Genomic DNA, 15,043 nt, shown 5'->3' with positions numbered 1-15,043 from the left:
ACCGGGGGCGGTCCTGGTTACGGTCCGGCGGTGCTGTTGCGCATCTTCACCGAACCGCAGATGGGCGCCACCTACGACGACCTGCTGGCCGTCGCCCGGCGCACGGAGGAGACCGGCTTCGACGCCTTCTTCCGTTCCGACCACTACCTGACCATGGGGGGCGACGGCCTGCCCGGGCCCACCGACGCCTGGGTCACGCTGGCCGGGCTCGCCCGGGAGACCAGCCGGATCCGGCTGGGCACCCTGATGACCGCCGGCACCTTCCGGCTGCCCGGTCCGCTGGCGATCTCCGTCGCCCAGGTCGACGCGATGAGCGGCGGCCGGGTGGAGCTGGGCATCGGCTCGGGCTGGTTCGAGGCCGAGCACACCGCCTACGGCATCCCGTTCCCGCCCCTGGGGGAGCGGTTCGACCGGTACGAGGAGCAGCTCGCCGTCATCACCGGGCTGTGGGGGACGCCCGTCGGCGGCACCTTCGACTTCGACGGGCAGCACTACCAGCTCTCCGGTTCCCCGGCGCTGCCCAAGCCCGTGCAGGAGGGCGGGGTGCCGGTCCTGGTCGGTGGCCGGGGGAAGCGGCGCACCCCGCGGCTGGCGGCCCGTTACGCGCGCGAGTTCAACGTGCCGTTCATGCCCGCCGACGAGAACGCCCGCCTCTTCGCCGGGGTGCGCGAGGCCTGCGAGGAGGCCGGTCGCGACCCGTCGTCCATGGTGTTCAGCTCGGCGCTGGTGCTCTGCGTCGGCCGGGACGAGGCCGAGCTCGCGCGCCGCGCGGCGGCGATCGGGCGCGACGTCGACGAGCTCCGCGAGCACGGCGTCGCCGGTACCCCGGCGGAGGCGGTCGAGGTCCTGGGCCGCTACGCCGAGGCGGGGGCCCAGCGGGTGTACCTGCAGGTGCTCGACCTCGCCGACCTGGACCACCTGGACCTGGTGGCGGGCGAGGTGGCGCCCCAGCTGCGCTGAGGCGCCACCCGCGCGGCCTACGGCCGCCGGCCGTGCGTCAGCGCGTGCATCGGCGTGAGCTGCACCGAGCCCGGGTCGACCCCGCACGGGGACGTCGGGAGGTGCCCGCCATGCCCTCGCAGTACGGCCAGTTCTGCCCGGTGGCCAAGGCCGTGGAGCTGCTCGACGAGCGGTGGACCCTGCTCGTCGTCCGTGAGCTCATGCTGGGGAGCCGGCACTTCAACGCCCTCCGCCGCGGCCTGCCGCGGATGTCGCCGGCGCTGCTGTCGAAGCGGCTGCACATGCTCGTCCGGGCCGGCGTCGTGGAGCCCCCGCCCGGTCACCCGCACGCCGGCTGCCCAGCCGGCGTGAGGGACCCTCGTCACGAGGGGGCGACGTCGGCGTCGGCGGCCGGGAACGGGCTCGGCAGCCGAGGCGCCGGCACGTGGTCCAGGGAGTCCGCGACGTACCGGCGGACCCCGCCGCCGGCGCCCTTCGCGGCGTACATGGCCACGTCCGCGCACCGCAGCAGCGCGGCGGGGTCGGTGGCGTCCCCCGGAGAGGCGAGCGCGAGCCCGATGCTCACCCCCACCCGGACCGGCACGCCGGCGACGGTCACGGGGCGGCTCACGACCCCGGCCAGCCGCTCCGCGCACTCCGGGGCGACGTCGGGGTCCGTGGCATCGAGCACCACCACGAACTCGTCGCCCCCCAGACGCGCGACCAGGTCGGTCGGCCGCACCGCCGCCCGGAGCCGCTCGGCCAGCCGGCGCAGCAGTTCGTCCCCGGCCTCGTGCCCCAGGCCGTCGTTGACCGCCTTGAAGCCGTCGAGGTCGAGCAGCAGCAGCGCGGTGGGCCGGCCGGTGGCGAGGTCGGTCTCCAGGCGGCGCACCAGCGACCGGCGGTTGGGCAGTCCGGTCAGGTCGTCGGTCCCGGCCTGGCGGCGGGCCTCCTGCAGGGCCCGGCCCTCCGCGAAGGTCACGGTGCTGCGCACGAGGAAGGCGGCCAGGCAGGCGAGGGCGCAGATCTCGCCGGGGCCGGTGCGGCCGTCACCCCACTGGACGCCGAGCACGACCAGCGAGCCGACCGCGCACGCCAGCGGGATCGCGAGCGAACGCCAGCGGAGCCGGTGCTCCAGCAGGTCCGGGTCGCGCCGGCGGGGCCTGGTCAGCCACGCGCCCGCAGCGGTCAGGCTGGCGTTGACCATCCACAGCAGGTCCAGCGGGCCGCCCGGGACGTACCCGCCGGCCGCCTGCTCCCGGGCCAGCAGCAGGTCGCCGGCGAACTTCACGGCCACGATCAGGCAGACGGTGGAGAGGACCAGGTCGGCCCGGTGCCCGATCATCGCCAGGACCGCACCCACGAGCGCCAGCAGCACCACGTCGGCGACGGGGTAGGCCAGGTTCACGGCCACCCCGAGGCCGGACATGCCCGGGGCCGCGACGTCCGGGTCGAGGACCGCGACGGCGACGGCGGTCGCGCCGAGGGCTCCGACCAGGCCGTCCAGCCACGTGCCGGGACGCGGGCGGGCGAGCCGGGCGTGCACCATCAGCAGCGGGGTGGCGAACAGCGCCGGGTAGGAGGCGAGCCAGAACGCGTCCGCGACCGACGGGAACGGCGGGTCGGCGTCCCCAGCGAGCACGAGCCGGTGGGCCAGGTCGCCCACCAGGTTGCAGATCCAGGCAGCGGCCGCGGCCCACCAGACGTACCGCTCCGCGGGTACCCGCCGCGCCGCCCGGAGGCAGACCGCCACCGCCAGCAGCGGGGCCGCGACGGCGAGCGCACCCGAGTCGACGAGGACGGCCGCCGGTGTCCCCGGCGGCTGGGACACGCCGAGGGCGAAGACCGCCGTGCTGGCGAGGGTGGTCGCCACCACCAGCCGCCACCCCGTCTCCGACCAGCCGCTTCTCGTCTCCCCGGCCCGGTCAGCGCGCACGCGCGCACCTTGGCACACCAGCGGCTGAGGGGAGGGTGAACCCCGGGTCCGACGCGCGCATTCAGACCCGGGCCCGTTCCCCCGGCGTGCGGGGAGCGGGGAGCGCCGGCCGTGAGGTGCCCCGCCGGGTGCGGTCGTCCAGCCAGGCGAGGAGCTCCTCGACCGGCATGGGGTGGGCGACCGCGTACCCCTGGGCGACGTCGCAGCCCAGCTCGGCCAGCGCCGCCGCGGTGTCGTCGTCCTCCACGCCCTCGGCGACCAGGGTCAGGCCCAGGTCGTGGGCCAGGGCCACGGTGTGCCGGACGATGGCCGTCGCCCGGGGGTCCCGCCCGACGTCGGTGGTGAGGCTGCGGTCGAGCTTGAGCTCGTCGGCCGGCAGGTGGCGCAGGTAGGCCAGGGAGCTGTACCCGGTGCCGTAGTCGTCGATCGACGTGCGGACGCCCAGCCGGCGCAGCTCGCCGAGCACCGTGCGACCGCGGTCGGGGTCGGCCATGAGGGTGTCCTCGACCAGCTCGAGGGTGAGCGCCCGCGCCGGCAGCCCGTGCGCGCGCAGCAGCGCCGCGACGGTGGCCGGGAGGTCGGGGTCGGTGACGTTGGCGGCGGACAGGTTGACCGAGACCGGCACCGCCCGCTCCGGCCACCAGCGGGCCGCCGCGGCCAGCGCGAGGTCGAGGACGGCGTCGGTGAGCGGGCGCATGAGCCCGGCCTGCTCGGCGGCGGGCAGGACGACGCCGGGGGAGAGCAGCCCGCGCCCCGGGTGCTCCCACCGCACGAGCGCCTCGACCCCGACCACCTGCCCGCGCGCCAGCGCGACCTGGGGTTGGAGGTGCACGACCAGCTGTCCCTCGTCGAGGGCGGTCCGGAGGTCCTCCATCGTCCGGAGCCGGTCACCGGAGCCGCTCCGCGGGTCGGGCACGTAGGAGCGCACCCCCTCGCGCGCGTTCTTGGCCGCGTACATCGCCACGTCTGCGCAGCGCAGCAGCTCGGTCACGGTCGCGGCGGGCACCGGCCCGGTGGCGATGCCGACGCTGACCCCCACGTGCAGCCGCTCGCCCAGGACGACGAACGGTTCCAGCAGGCGCCCGCGCAGCCGCCCGGCGCGTTCGGTGGCGCCGTCCACCCCCGTCCCGGGCAGGAGGACGGCGAACTCGTCGCCACCGAGGCGGGCCAGCAGGTCACCAGGCCGCAGCTCCGGCTCCAGCCGCGGGCCGATCTGCCGCAGCAGGTCGTCGCCGGCGGCGTGGCCGAGGCTGTCGTTGACCTCCTTGAACCCGTCGAGGTCCAGCAGCAGCAGGGCGACCGGCCGCTCCGTGCCCGGGGTGAGCGCCGTCCGGGCGCGCTCCAGCAGCGCCCGCCGGTTGGGCAGCCCGGTCAGCTCGTCGGTGCGGGCCTGCTCCTGGATCTCGTGCAGGCCGCGGAGCTCCTGGACCGACATGGCCGTGCGCGCCAGGGTGGAGAGCAGGCAGGTGACCGCGGCCCAGCCGGGGATGCCCAGGCCGGGGGTCCCCCACGTCGACACCAGGACGGCCACGCTCATCACGTTCGCCCCCAGGGGGACGACGGCGACCCGCCAGCCCAGGCGGGCGAGCGGATCGGTGTCGGCCGGTTCGATGCGGGGCGTGCGCCCGGCGACGTGCGCGGCCAGGGCGGTGCACGCCGCGCCGCTGAGCCAGGTGAGCGTCAGCGGCCCGTCGACGGCCGGCGCACCGGCCACCACCCGGTTCACGAGGACGGCGTCGGCCGCGAGCGTGCACAGCAGGCCGGCGGTGATCAGCACCAGCGGCCAGTCCCGGCGGAGACCCATGACGGCGCAGACGGCCGAGACGGCCGCCAGGAGCAGCGTGTCCGCGATCGGGTACAGCTGCACGACCGCGAGCCGGCCGTCGGCCGGGGGCGAGGCGATCGAGGGCAGCAGGGTGACGGCGAAGATGACGGCACCGCAGGCCCCGGTCAGCGCGTCGAACCACATGCTCGGGTGCGGCTTGCCGACCCGGGACCGCACCACGCCGAGGAGGGCGATGCCCATCGCCGGGTAGGCGGGCGCCCAGAGGACGAGGGTCAGCCAGGCCGGGACGGTGCCGAGTGCGGGCTCGAGGACCAGGGCGTACAGGGTGGTGCTGGATGCCACGGCGGCGAGCGCCACCGCCAGCGCGTTCCAGATGAGCCGGTCGTCCCGGCGGTGCAGCGCGGTCCGGCGGCAGACGGCCGCGCCGAGCAGGTAGACGGCGTCGTAGACCACCAGGTCGTAGGTGAGCGCCAGGGCGTTCCCGGACGGGCGCCACAGCTCACCGGCCGCGTAGGCGGCGACCGCGACCAGGCAGGCCAGGGTCGGCCCGCCGGTCCGGGGTGCGCGGCTCCGGCCGGTGCGCGCGTCGAGAGGGTCCACGGTCCGGTCATCGACCGCGGCGAGGAGGGTGTCGAGACGAATGCGTCCGGTATGACCCCGAAGGGTGGCCCCCCGGCTCCCGGCGCCCGTGGCCGCTCCCGGGGTGGCCAGGCGGTAGGCTCGGGGCCGTGACCGGGCGGCTCCTGCTTCTCCGGCCGTGCTGACCAGATCCCCCGCGACCAGCACGGCGACCCCTCCTGCGTGAGGGGTTTTTTGTTGCCCACCACCGGTACCGCACCGCGCACGACGATCCGGGAGCACGAGACGATGAGCCAGACCGACAGCCGCAGCACCGAGGCCGCGGGCGACGGCGTCCCGCCCCACCGGTACACCCCGGCGCTGGCCCAGCAGATCGAGCTGGCCTGGCAGGACCGCTGGGAGGCCGAGGGCACCTTCCACACGCCCAACCCGGTCGGGCGGCTGAGCGCGGGCTTCGAGCGGGTGGCCGACCGGCCGAAGTTCTTCGCGATGGACATGTTCCCGTACCCCTCGGGCGCCGGCCTGCACGTCGGGCACCCGCTGGGCTACCTCGGCACCGACGTCACCAGCCGGTTCCGCCGGATGGACGGCGACAACGTGCTGCACCCCATGGGCTACGACGCCTTCGGCCTGCCGGCGGAGCAGTACGCCGTGCAGACCGGGCAGCACCCGCGGATCACCACCGAGGCCAACATCGCCGCGATCAGCGCCCAGCTGCGCCGGCTCGGCGTGGACCACGACCAGCGCCGCACCTTCGCGACGATCGACCCGGGCTACTACAAGTGGACCCAGTGGATCTTCCTGCAGATCTTCGGCTCCTGGTTCGACCCGGAGGCCGGCAAGGCGCGCCGCATCGAGGAGCTCGTCGCCGAGCTGGACGCCGGCGTCCGCGAGCCCGGCCCGGGCACCAACCCCTACGGCCGCCCGTGGGCCGAGCTGGACGAGGTGCAGCGCGGCGTGGTCGTCGACGCGCACCGGCTGGCCTACCTCCACGAGGCGCCGGTCAACTGGTGCCCGGGCCTGGGCACGGTGCTGTCCAACGAGGAGGTCACGCCCGACGGCCGGTCCGAGCGCGGCAACTTCCCGGTGTTCCGGCGCCCGCTCAAGCAGTGGATGATGCGCATCACCGCCTACGCGGACCGGCTGCTGGCCGATCTGGACCGGCTGGACTGGCCGGACTCGCTGAAGCTGATGCAGCGCAACTGGATCGGCCGCTCGACCGGTGCGCGCATCCGCTTCGCCGCGGGCGAGCAGACGATCGAGGTCTTCACCACCCGGCCGGACACGCTCTTCGGCGCCACCTACATGGTGCTGGCCCCCGAGCACCCGCTGGTCGAGGGGCTGACCGCCGCGGCCTGGCCCGACGGCACCGACCCCCGCTGGACGGGTGGCGGGGCCACGCCGGCCGAGGCGGTGCGCGAGTACCAGCGCCAGGCCTCCCGGCGCTCGGAGCTCGACCGGCAGGACACCGGCCGGGAGAAGACCGGTGTCTGGCTGGGCGTCACCGCCGTCAACCCGGTCAACGGCCGGGAGCTGCCGGTGTTCATCGCCGATTACGTGCTCACCGGTTACGGCACCGGCGCGATCATGGCCGTGCCCGGCGAGGACCAGCGCGACTGGGAGTTCGCGCGGGAGTTCGGCCTGGACGTCGTCCCGACCGTCGAGCGCCCCGAGGGCTTCGACGACGAGAGCGGCGCGTACAGCGGCCCCGGCCGGATGATCAACTCCGCCAACGACGAGATCTCGCTGGACGGGCTGGACAAGGCCGAGGCGATCGCCCGCGTCACCGACTGGCTGGTGGCGAAGGGCGCCGGCGAGGCGACCACGACCTACAAGCTGCGCGACTGGCTGTTCAGCCGGCAGCGCTACTGGGGTGAGCCGTTCCCGATCGTCTACGACGAGAACGACCGCCCGGTGGCCGTCCCGCAGGCGATGCTCCCGGTGCTGCTGCCCGAGGTCGACGACTACTCGCCGAAGACCTTCGACGACGACGACGCCGACTCCGCGCCCGAGCCGCCGCTGTCCCGGGCCACCGACTGGACGACGGTCGAGCTGGACCTCGGTGACGGGCCGAGGAAGTACCGGCGCGAGACCAACACGATGCCCAACTGGGCGGGCTCCTGCTGGTACTACCTGCGCTACCTGGACCCGGGCGACGACGAGCGGATGGTCGACCCGGAGCTGGAGCGGTACTGGATGGGGCCGCGCGAGCCCGGGGACACCGGCGGCGTCGACCTGTACGTCGGCGGCGTCGAGCACGCCGTCCTGCACCTGCTCTACGCCCGCTTCTGGCACAAGGTGCTGTTCGACCTGGGCCACGTCTCCAGCGAGGAGCCGTTCCGCCGGCTGGTCAACCAGGGCTACATCTCGGCCTACGCCTACACCGACGAGCGCGGGTTCTACGTGCCCGCCGCCGACGTGGAGGAGAAGGACGGCCGGTTCTCCTACCAGGGCAAGCCGGTCAACCGCGAGTACGGGAAGATCGGCAAGAGCCTGAAGAACATGGTGACGCCGGACGAGATGATCGGCGCCTACGGTGCCGACACCTTCCGCGTCTACGAGATGTCGACCGGCCCGCTGGAGCAGTCCCGCCCGTGGGAGACCAAGGCCGTCGTCGGCTCGCAGCGACTGCTGCAGCGCATCTGGCGGGTCGTCGTCGACGAGGAGAGCGGCGCGGTGCGGGCCGCCGACGTCGAGCCGGCCGAGGAGACGCTGCGCGCGCTGCACAAGGCGATCGACGGCGTCCGCGACGGCTACGCGACCCTGCGGTTCAACATCGCGATCGCCCGCATCACCGAGCTGACCAACCACCTCACCCAGGCCTACGGGGCCGACCGCCCGGTGCCCCGGTCGGTCGCCGAGCCGCTGGTGCTGATGGTCGCCCCGCTGGCGCCGCACCTGGCCGAGGAGCTGTGGTCGCGGCTGGGTCACGACGGGTCCTCGGCGTGGGCGCCGTTCCCGGTGGCCGACGAGCGGTGGCTGGTCGAGGACACGGTGCAGGTCGCCGTCCAGGTCAACGGCAAGGTGCGGGCGCAGGTGCAGGTGCCCGCGGACGCCGACGCCGCCGCGCTGGAGGCCGCCGCCCGGGCCGACGAGAAGATCGCCGGCTACCTCGAGGGCGCCACCGTCCGTCGCGTCGTCGCCGTCCCCGGCCGGCTCGTCAACTTCGTCCTCGGCTGAGCTCTGCGGCCAGGTCCGCGGGTCAGGCCGGTGCGGGGGCCCCGGCCAGCACGCGGGTCATCGCCGCCTCGACCGGCGCCGTCGCCTCGGCCGTCGTGAGGTCCCGGCCCAGCTCGGCCGACAGCGAGGTGACGCCGGCGTCGGGGATGCCGCAGGGCACCATGTTGGCGAAGAAGCTCAGGTCGGGGTCGCAGTTGAGCGCGAAGCCGTGCATCGTCACGCCGCGCGCGACCCGGATGCCGATCGCGGCCACCTTGCGTTCCGGCCGGTGGCCCTGGCCGGGCTCGTCCGCGGGCACCCAGACACCGCTGCGGCCCTCGACCTGCCCGGCCGCCAGCCCGAAGCCCGCGCAGACCTCGATCAGCGCCTCCTCCAGCCGGCGGACGTAGGCCACGACGTCGACCGGGTCGGGCAGCGCGACGATCGGGTAGCCGACCAGCTGGCCGGGCCCGTGCCAGGTGATCTTGCCGCCGCGGTCGACGTCGATGACCGGTGTCCCGTCGAAGGGGCGCTCGTGCGGTTCGGTCCGCTTGCCGGCGGTGTACACCGGCGGGTGCTCCAGGAGCAGCAGCGTGTCGGGGGCCTCGCCGGCCACCCGCCGGGCGTGCAGCTCGCGCTGCTGCGCCCAGGCCTCCTCGTAGGGAACGGTGCCGGCCCGGATGATGCGCAGCTCGCTCACGCCCGCCAGCCTATGCCCGCGTCAGGCGAGGCGGCGGGGTTCCAGGCGGGTCTCGACGGCGGTGCCTCCCGGGCCCGGCTCCACCCGGTAGGCGGCGGCGCCCGGTCGGTCGCTCACCACGTCGACCAGGTCGGTGCCGCGGTACACCAGGCCCGCCCCGTCGTCGGTGGCGTGGCCCCCGGGGAGCGTGCCGTCGGCCACCAGCCGGTGGTAGAGCGGGCGGCGCTGCTCCTCGGAGTCGTGGTGGACGCCGTTGGACGTCGGGATGAGCCCGAGCCCGTTCGTCACCGGCCGCAGATCGGGGCCGTAGGAGTCGGTGGTGCCGCCGACGTGCCAGCACAGCGAACCCGCCGAGACGCCGGCCAGCACCACCCCGGCCTCCCACGCCTCCCGGAACACCTGGTCCAGAGCGTGCACCCGCCACACCGCCAGCAGGTTGGCCACGCTGCCGCCGCCGACCCACACGACGTCCTGCGCGAGCAGGTGGGCGCGCAGGTCGGGGACCGTGGGCATCGGGAACAGGCTCAGGTGGCTGACCTCCACGTGGCTCCCGGCAAAGGCGCCGTAGACGGCGGCGACGCCGGCCGGGTCGTCGCCGGTCGCGGTGCCCAGGTAGCACAGCCGTGGCCGTTCCGGCGCACCGGCGAGCTCGACGGCGAGGTCGAAGACCGGGCCGGGCCGCCAGTCGGCCGGGCCGCGCCCGCCCGGGGTGAAGCCCGTGCTCGTGGCCAGGATCGTCGGCGCGGTCGCGGGCATCAGGCGGCCCCGGCCGGGCGGAGGCGGCGCAGCACGGCTCGGGCGGCCCGGGCGCCGCTGGCCATCGCACCCTGGATGGAGGGGGTGTCCCGGTGGTCGCCGCAGACGAACAGCCCGTCCCCGAGGTCGACGGGGCGCCGCAGTTGCAGGGGCGGCAGCGCGGCCGGCTGCGCGCCGGGCACGGTGACCGACGTCAGGTGCTCGAGATCGGTGGGGGAGACGCCGTGCGCGGCGGCGACCTCGCCGCGGACCTCGTCCTCGCGGCTGCGGTCCAGCGTGGAACTCGCCACCAGCGCCCGGCCGTCGGGGCTGTACCGCGGCTGGGCGTCGGACACGACCGCGGTGTTCACCACCCGTCCGCGCGGCTGCCCCAGGACGATCAACGGCGAGGACCACGGCGACGCGGGCAGCACGTGCAGGTGGGTGGTCACCTCCCGGGGTGCGTCGGCCTCGACGGCGGGCAGCAGCCGGGACGCCGTCGCCGGGTCGGTGGCGACAACGACGGCGCCGGCCGACCAGGTGCCTGCGTCGGTGGTCACCGATCCGGGCGAGACCGACCGCACCGCGGTGCGCAGGTGCACCCGCCCGCTCTCCAGGCGCCCGGCCAGCTGCTCGCCGATCGCCTGCATCCCGGCGGCGGGCAGCCCGGTCGAGCCGCGCACGAAGCTGCGCCACAGCAGGTCCAGGTAGCGGCTGGAGGTGGCGAGCTCGTTCTCCAGGAGGACCCCGGCGAGGAACGGGCGCAGGAAGCGCTCCAGCGCCGCCCCGCCCACGCCGGCGGCGCGCAGCGACTCCTCCGCCGCCGTCTCCGGGGCGTGGAGCAGGCGCTCGACGGGGGCGTAGCCGGCGCGCAGGGAGAAGGCCACCAGGGCCGCCTTCTCCCGGAGCGAGCCGAGCGGCGCCGCGGCGGTGCCGACGAGGGCGGTGGGCTGCCGGCGGGGGTCGACGACCCGGTGCGCCCGGCCGTCCACCCGGATCACCGCACCGCGCTCGAACCAGCCGAGCCGGAGGGCGGTGAGGTCCAGGTCGGCCGCCCGCGGGTAGCCGGTGTTGAAGACCTGGAAGCCGCGGTCGACCAGGAAGCCGTCGACGCGCTCGGTGGCCAGCCGCCCACCGGTGTGGCCCGCGGCCTCCAGCACGTGCACGTCGACGCCGGCCGCGGCCAGCCGGGTGGCGGCGGAGAGCCCGGCCAGGCCGGCTCCGACGACGAGGACCTCGGCCCGGGGCGACGTGGACACCGCCCGACGGTAACGGGCAGCGGAGGTCCGCGCGGCCCTGGCCTGTGGACGGCGGCAGCGCGGGGCAGCCGGGTCCGCCTAGCGTTCCGCCTCGTGCCGACCGCCGAACCGCCCGCGACGCCGGGGACCCAGCTGCCCCCGGTCGTGCCGGGCTACGTCCTGCAGTCCCTCCTGGGCCGCGGTGCGACAGGAGAGGTGTGGCAGGCGGTCCCGCGGGCGGGCGGCGACCCGGTGGCGGTCAAGGTGCTGGTCGCCGGGGACCCCGCCCGCCAGGCGCGGGAGGCGGAGCTGCTGGGCGAGCTCGACCACCCGCACCTCGTCCGCCTGGTGGAGGTCGTGCACCAGCCGCGCCGGGGTGCGGCCGCCCGCGTCGCGCTGGTGCTGGAGCTGCTGGCCGGGGGCAGCCTGGCCGCGCTGCTGGCCCGCCGCGGCCGACTCCACCCCGGGGAGGTCGTGACGGCGATCGCGCCGGTCGCCGCGGCCCTGGCGCACGCCCACGAGCGCGGCGTGGTCCACGGCGACCTGGCGCCGGGGAACATCCTGTTCACCGACGAGGGGCGCCCGGTGCTCACCGACCTGGGGGTCGCGCGGCTGCTCGGCGAGACGGCGGCGGCGGAGGTGACCCCCGCCTACGTCGACCCGGTGGTCGCCCGGGGCGCTGCCCCCGGTCCGTCCTCCGACGTCTTCGGCGTCGCGGCGGCGGCCTTCCACGCCCTCACGGGCGTCGCGCCGTGGAACGCGGCGACGCCGGCCGGCACGCTCGCGGTGGCGGCGGCCGGTCAGCTGCCGGAACTGGCGGAGCTCGCCCCGGCGGCGCCCGCGCGGTTGGTCGAGGTCATCGCGCGGGGTCTCGCTGCCGACCCGGACGCGCGCGGTACTGCGGCGGAGTTCGCGCTCGACCTGCGGCACGCCTGCCGGGCCGAGCCCGTGCTCTTGGAGGCGGGGGCGCCGACCGGCGGCCACGGCCGGCCGGGCACGCGGGCGGCCCTCACCCACGTCGTCCCGGGACGCCGTCCCCGGCCCGGGGCGATGGCCGAGGCGCCGCCGGCCCGGCGGAGGTGGTCCGGTCGCGCGCTCGTGGGCTCGGCCCCGCTCGCCCGCGGGCTGCTCGTCACCGCCCTGGTGGTCGCGGCGCTCGCCGTCACCGCGTGGCTGGGCACCCGGTGGGGTGGTGGCCCGGACGCCCCCGGGGAAGCCGTCGCCGCGACACCCGCCGGGCAGGCGAGCCCGTCCCCGTCCCTGACATCCCCGACGTCCCCGACGTCCCCGACGTCCCCGACGTCCCCGACGTCCTCGGCGGCCCCGGTGGCCGAGCCCGTGCCCGGCGGGAGCGTGACGCCCGTGGACGCCGAGGGCTGGCGGGTGCTGGTCGGCGAGCTCTACGCGCGGCGGGCCGAGGGGCTCAGCGGCTCCCCGGGCCTGCTGCGCGGCGTCCACCTGGCCGGCAGCCCGCTGCTGGCGGCCGACGAGGAGCACGCCCGAGCGCTGGCGGAGGCAGGCGAGGTGCTGAGCGGTTTCGCGCCGGTCGTGGTCGACGTCGAGGTCGTCGGGACGCCGGGGGAGCGGGCCGAGCTGCTGCTGATCGACCGCTGGCCCGGCTACCGCGTCGTCCGCGCCGAGGACCCGCTCGGTCCCGCGGTGCGCACCGTCCCGGGGCGCCCCGACGCGCAGGTGCGGATGGTGCTCCTCCGGACCCCCGAGGGCTGGCGGATCGAGCGCGCCGAACGCGTCGCCTGACCGGGCGGCATCGCGGCTCGTGGGACACCGCGCCGCCGTGCCCGGGCGCATCGCCGCGCTCGTGCGCACGGATGCGGTTCTCCTGCGCGTGCTGACCGCAGTGAGGCGTATCCCGGCGGTGTGGTCCCGTGTCCAGCACGCGGTGGGTGGCTGTGGGACCAGGCGGTGCCGCCTGCGGACAGCGTGGGGGGCACTCGCGGGATCACGGCGCCCAGCGATGCGCGCCTCAGCCCCGGCCGACCGCCGCCCGCACCGCGGCCTCGACGTCCCCGTGCGTGAACCGGTAGCCGGCTTCGGTCAGCTTCGACGGCACCGCGCGCTGCCCGGCCAGGACGCCGACCTGCGCGAACTCGCCGAGCACCACCCACAGCGCGGGGCCGGGGACGGGCAGCATGACCGGCCGGTGGAGGACGCGGCCCAGCGTCCCGGTGAACTCCCTGTTGGTCACCGGCTCGGGCCCGCACAGGTTGACCGGCCCGGGCACGGGGTGGGTGAGCAGGAACCGGATCGCGCCGACCTCGTCCTCCTGGCTGATCCAGGGCACGTACTGCCGGCCGGAGCCCAGCCGCCCGCCCAGCCCGGCGCGGAAGATCGGCAGCATCCGTGCGAGCAGCCCGCCGCGGCCGAGCACCAGCCCGGTGCGCAGGGTGGTCACGCGCACCCCCGCGTCGGCGGCCGGCGCGGTCGCGCCCTCCCATGCCACGCAGACCCGGGCGAGGTAGTCGTCGCCAGGAGGCGCGGACTCGTCGACGACGCGGTCACCGGTGTCGCCGTACCAACCCACCGCGGAGCCGTTCAGCAGCACGCGGGGCCGGTCGGGGTCGGCCGTGGCGGCCTCGGCGAGCGCCTCGGCGAGCGTGGCCGTGCTGTCCACCCGGCTGCTGAGGACCGCCTGCTTGTGCCGCTCGTTCCAGCGCCGGTCACCCACCCCGACGCCGGAGAGGTTGACCACCGCGTCCACGTCCCGGAGCAGCGCCGGGTCGATGCGCCGGTGCTGGGGGTCCCAGCGGTGCTCGTCGGCCGTCCGGGGGGTGCGCCGCACCAGCTGGATCACCTCGTGCCCGTCCGCGCGCAGCGCGGGCAGCAGGGCGCTGCCGATCATCCCGGACCCACCGGACACGGCGATCTTCATGCGGCACTCCCCGACGGGCACTCGTGCTGGCTGCGGAAAGGGCTCGGGGCCCCGGTTGGTCACCGGGGCCCCGAGCGGAGGTGCACTAGGCGAGACCGAGCTCGCCGTGGAACTGGCCGGCCTCCAGGCGCTCGCGCACCGTGGTGAGGAAGCGGGCGGCGTCCGCGCCGTCGACGATCCGGTGGTCGTAGGTGAGCGCCAGGTAGACCATCGAGCGGACCGCGATGACCTCGCCCAGCTCGGCGTCCTGCACCACGACCGGCCGCTTCACGACCGAGCCGGTGCCCAGGATGGCCACCTGCGGCTGGTTGATGATCGGGGTGTCGAACAGGGCCCCGCGGCTGCCGGTGTTGGTCAGCGTGAACGTCCCGCCGCCGAGCTCGTCGGGCGTCACCTTGTTGGTGCGGGTCCGCTCGGCCAGGTCGCTGATCTTGCGCGCGAGCCCACCCAGGCTGAGGTCACCGGCCTCGTGGATCACCGGCACGAGCAGGCCGCGCTCGGTGTCGACGGCGATGCCGAGGTTCTCGCTGTCGTGGTAGGTCACCGTGCCGGCCTCGAGGTCGATCGAGGAGTTCACCGACGGGTGCTGCTTCAGCGCCTCGACCGCCGCCTTGGCGAAGAACGGCAGGAAGGAGAGCTTCACCCCCTCGCGGGCCTCGAAGTCCTTCTTCGCCTGCTGCCGGAGCTGCGCGATGCGGGTCACGTCGGCCTCGACGACCGTGGTCAGCTGCGCGCTGACCTGCAGCGACTCCACCATCCGGCGGGCGATCACGCCGCGGAGGCGGGACAGCTTCTCGGTGCGGCCGCGGACGGAGGTGTCCGGGGTCGCGGCCGGCGACGGGGTGCGCGCGGCACCGGTGCCCGACGGGGCGGCAGCGGGCTCGGCCGGGCGCGAGGCCTGCTCCGCCGCGGCCAGGACGTCCTGCTTGCGGATGCGGCCGCCCACGCCGGTACCGGAGATCGAGCCCAGGTCCACGCCGTGCTCGGACGCCAGGCGGCGCACGAGCGGGGTCACGTACTGCCCGCCACCGCCGTCGCCCGAGGGGGCCGGCGCCGAGGGGGCCTGCGGGGCCACCTGCGG

General features: G+C 75.9%; 10 protein-coding genes and 1 pseudogene. 4 read left to right on the top strand and 7 right to left on the bottom strand.

The genetic code is table 11. The features are described 5' to 3' along the window. Positions 1 to 30: 30 nt before the first annotated feature. Complete coding sequence (locus tag E9565_RS04160; protein ID WP_236825684.1) at positions 31 to 960, top strand: LLM class F420-dependent oxidoreductase; 930 nt, start codon at positions 31 to 33, stop codon at positions 958 to 960. 110 nt (positions 961 to 1,070) lie between these two features. Further along, a pseudogene (locus E9565_RS23505) lies at positions 1,071 to 1,256 on the top strand (winged helix-turn-helix transcriptional regulator); the annotation flags it as partial. A 65-nt stretch (positions 1,257 to 1,321) separates the two neighbouring features. Here E9565_RS23505 and E9565_RS23100 read toward each other — a convergent pair. Both E9565_RS23100 and E9565_RS04150 read right to left on the bottom strand, forming a co-directional pair. After that, positions 1,322 to 2,875, bottom strand: coding sequence for a GGDEF domain-containing protein (locus tag E9565_RS23100; RefSeq protein ID WP_236834147.1), 1,554 nt, complete (start codon positions 2,873 to 2,875; stop codon positions 1,322 to 1,324). A gap of 61 nt (positions 2,876 to 2,936) precedes the next feature. Continuing rightward, complete coding sequence (locus tag E9565_RS04150) at positions 2,937 to 5,261, bottom strand: EAL domain-containing protein (protein WP_236834146.1); 2,325 nt, start codon at positions 5,259 to 5,261, stop codon at positions 2,937 to 2,939. A 267-nt stretch (positions 5,262 to 5,528) separates the two neighbouring features. Here E9565_RS04150 and leuS point away from each other — a divergent pair, with 267 nt between their 5' ends. Further along, complete coding sequence (leuS, locus tag E9565_RS04145) at positions 5,529 to 8,420, top strand: leucine--tRNA ligase (RefSeq protein WP_236825695.1); 2,892 nt, start codon at positions 5,529 to 5,531, stop codon at positions 8,418 to 8,420. A gap of 22 nt (positions 8,421 to 8,442) precedes the next feature. Here leuS and lipB read toward each other — a convergent pair whose 3' ends face one another. Genes lipB through E9565_RS04130 form a run of 3 tightly spaced genes read right to left on the bottom strand, consistent with a single transcriptional unit; the run spans position 8,443 to position 11,093 of the window. Then, the gene (gene lipB, locus E9565_RS04140) at positions 8,443 to 9,099 is read right to left on the bottom strand and encodes a lipoyl(octanoyl) transferase LipB (protein WP_236825687.1); all 657 of its coding nucleotides are present in this window, start codon (positions 9,097 to 9,099) and stop codon (positions 8,443 to 8,445) included. Between the two features lie 21 nt (positions 9,100 to 9,120). After that, entirely contained in the window at positions 9,121 to 9,855 is a 735-nt protein-coding gene (locus E9565_RS04135) for a peptidase E (protein ID WP_236834145.1), read from the bottom strand. Next, on the bottom strand, positions 9,855 to 11,093 hold the full coding sequence (locus tag E9565_RS04130; protein WP_236834144.1) for an NAD(P)/FAD-dependent oxidoreductase: 1,239 nt from the start codon (positions 11,091 to 11,093) through the stop codon (positions 9,855 to 9,857). The genes E9565_RS04135 and E9565_RS04130 overlap by 1 nt, the downstream gene beginning before the upstream one ends. 93 nt (positions 11,094 to 11,186) lie before the next feature. On the opposite strand from E9565_RS04130, the gene E9565_RS04125 reads away from it, so the two are divergent. Beyond that, positions 11,187 to 12,830 carry a serine/threonine-protein kinase gene (locus E9565_RS04125; protein WP_236834143.1) on the top strand — a complete coding sequence of 548 codons (1,644 nt, stop codon included), beginning with the start codon at positions 11,187 to 11,189 and terminating at the stop codon, positions 12,828 to 12,830. A 226-nt stretch (positions 12,831 to 13,056) separates the two neighbouring features. Here E9565_RS04125 and E9565_RS04120 read toward each other — a convergent pair whose 3' ends face one another. After that, positions 13,057 to 13,962 carry a TIGR01777 family oxidoreductase gene (locus E9565_RS04120; protein ID WP_236834142.1) on the bottom strand — a complete coding sequence of 302 codons (906 nt, stop codon included), beginning with the start codon at positions 13,960 to 13,962 and terminating at the stop codon, positions 13,057 to 13,059. 85 nt (positions 13,963 to 14,047) lie between these two features. After that, positions 14,048 to 15,043: 2-oxoglutarate dehydrogenase, E2 component, dihydrolipoamide succinyltransferase (sucB, locus tag E9565_RS04115; protein WP_236825692.1), on the bottom strand; the 996-nt coding region annotated here is incomplete at its 5' end.

This window comes from Blastococcus sp. KM273129 (assembly GCF_021698995.1).
GTDB lineage: Bacteria > Actinomycetota > Actinomycetes > Mycobacteriales > Geodermatophilaceae > Blastococcus.
This window is presented reverse-complemented; position numbering and strand designations above follow the sequence as displayed.

Excerpts from the sequence above, each read along its gene's own strand:
- leuS (WP_236825695.1), top strand. The coding sequence starts at position 5,529 with ATGAGCCAGACCGACAGCCGCAGCACCGAGGCCGCGGGCGACGGCGTC.
- E9565_RS04135 (WP_236834145.1), bottom strand. The coding sequence starts at position 9,855 with ATGCCCGCGACCGCGCCGACGATCCTGGCCACGAGCACGGGCTTCACC.
- E9565_RS04120 (WP_236834142.1), bottom strand. The coding sequence starts at position 13,962 with ATGAAGATCGCCGTGTCCGGTGGGTCCGGGATGATCGGCAGCGCCCTG.